We start from the raw sequence: 1988 nt of genomic DNA on the forward strand, positions 1-1988 counted from the left end.
ACTTGCCGGAGCCGGACGGGCCCATCACGGCGACGAACTCGCCGGGGTGGACCTTCAGGTCGACCCCGCGCAGCGCCTGCACCTCGGCCGCGCCCTGACCGTGGACCCGGGTGACGCGGTCCAGGTGGAGCACCGGTTGGGTGGCGTTCCTGGTCGGATCGGTGTGGGACACACTTCCCCCTGCTGTTCTGGGCCCGGGTCGGGGTGACCGACCGGGCCGGGTGGTTCGTGAGGTCGGGACGGGCGTCAGGCCCTGGACCTGCGGCGCCCGATCCGGGCGGCCGGCCCGGACGCGGCGCCGGGTTCCGCCTTGCGGGCCTCGGCGGCCCTGGCCTGCTCGATCTCGGCGTGCTGGGCGAGCCTGGTCTCGCAGTGGTCGAGCCAGCGGATCTCGGCCTCGGTCTGGAAGATGAGCTGTTCGAGGACGAGCAGCCAGGCGAGGTCGCTGCCCGGGCCGGCCGGCTGGCCGGCGGCGCCGGGGCGGGTCTCGCCGGCCAGCGCCCGGCCCTTGAGCCGGGTGTAGTCCTGGAGCGCCTTGACGCTGTGCCGGCGCTGGCCCTGGACGACGGCGGGCACGTCCACGCCGGGGACGGTCACCGCCATGGCCAGCTTGATCGCCAGCTCGTCGCGGGGCGGGCTGGTCCGGGGCACCGGGGTGTCGAACCAGGCGCGCAGCTCGGCGCGGCCGGCGTCGGTGACGGCGTAGAACTGGTGGCCCTCGTCGTCCTCCCCCGCGGGCTCGACCAGGCCGTCGCGCTCCAGCCGGGAGAGCGTGGTGTAGACCTGCCCGACGTTGAGCGGCCAGGTGGCGCCGGTACGTGCCTCGAACTCGGTTCTCAGCTGGTAGCCGTAGCGGGGGCCCTGGTCGAGCAGGGCGAGCAGACCGTGGCGGATCGACATACCGAGTATGTATACCCGGTATACCCGGTCCGCTCAAGCGGCGCCCCCTCCCCCGGAGAGCGGGTACCGTCGTGCCCTGTGAGCCAGTTGCGCATCGCCACCTTCAATCTGCTGCACGGTCAGCCGCTCGCCCCGGACGGCGCCCCGCGGCCCTACCCGGCCGACGCGGGCGGGCCGCTCGCCGAGGCGGTGGCCGCGCTGGACGCCGACGTGCTGGCGCTCCAGGAGGTCGACCGGTACCAGCCGCGCTCCGGCGGGACCGACCAGACGGCGGTCGCCGCCAAGGCGATGGGCGCCGCGGACTGGCGGTTCGCGGCGGCGCTGCACGGCCGTCCGGCACCGGTGGCCGGCTGGGTGCGGGAGCCCTCGGAGCCCGCCGGCATCCAGGTGTACGGGCCGGGCGAGGTCGGCGACGACGCCCCGTCCGCGTACGGGACGGCACTGCTGACCCGGCTGCCGGTGCGGCACTGGCGGGCCCGCCGGTTCGCCCCGGCACCGTTCGGGCTGCCCCTGCGGGTGGCCGGGCGGCGCGGTCTGACGCCCGTCCCGGACGAACCCCGGGCCGCGCTGGCGGCGGTGCTGGAGGGCGACCGCGGGCCGTTCACGGTGGTGGCCGCACACCTGTCCTTCGTGCCGGGCTGGAACATGGCACAGCTGGCCGGGATCCGCCGGTGGATCGCCGACCTGCCCCAGCCGTACCTGGTGCTGGGGGACTTCAACCTGATCGGCGCGGTGCCGCGGACGGTGCTGGGCGGGGCGACGGCGCTGGACCGGACGGCCCCGCGGGCGCGGGTCCGCGAGCTGCGGGCGGCGCGGCGGGCCAGGCCGGTCCTGGTGGAACCGCGCCGGCGGCGGGTGCGGGAGCCGCGGGCCCGGCTCCAGGGCTGGCACGACCTGGCACGCACCCCCACCTACCCCTCGCACCGGCCGGCCGTGCAGTTCGACCACGTGCTGGCGGTGGGCGTGCCGCGGGCCGCGGTCGGCCCGGCGGCCGCCCCGCGGGCTGCGGTCTCGGACCACCGCCCGCTGGTGGTGCAGGTGTCGCGCTGTCACCAGGACCCCCACCCGGCCCCCCCCCGGGCCCCCCC

At 76.9% G+C, this 1988-nt stretch carries 2 protein-coding genes and 1 pseudogene; 1 reads left to right on the forward strand and 2 read right to left on the reverse strand.

Going from position 1 to position 1988, the window contains the following annotated elements; genetic code table 11:
* Both ACFC1F_RS34465 and ACFC1F_RS34470 read right to left on the reverse strand, forming a co-directional pair.
* Positions 1–172, reverse strand: a pseudogene (locus ACFC1F_RS34465) (ABC transporter ATP-binding protein); the annotation flags it as partial.
* Between the two features lie 74 nt (positions 173–246).
* Positions 247–900 carry a PadR family transcriptional regulator gene (locus ACFC1F_RS34470; protein WP_209411173.1) on the reverse strand — a complete coding sequence of 218 codons (654 nt, stop codon included), beginning with the start codon at positions 898–900 and terminating at the stop codon, positions 247–249.
* 78 nt (positions 901–978) lie between these two features.
* Between ACFC1F_RS34470 and ACFC1F_RS34475 the strand changes: the two genes are divergently transcribed.
* Positions 979–1988 (forward strand): endonuclease/exonuclease/phosphatase family protein (locus ACFC1F_RS34475; RefSeq protein WP_376164358.1); only part of this gene is annotated, 1010 nt, incomplete at its 3' end.

The sequence above is a fragment of the Kitasatospora sp. NPDC056181 genome, from assembly GCF_042266225.1.
Lineage (GTDB): Bacteria > Actinomycetota > Actinomycetes > Streptomycetales > Streptomycetaceae > Kitasatospora.

What these genes read in the sequence shown, in the direction of transcription:
- ACFC1F_RS34470 (WP_209411173.1), bottom strand. Translation starts at nt 900, where the DNA reads ATGTCGATCCGCCACGGTCTGCTCGCCCTGCTCGACCAGGGCCCCCGC.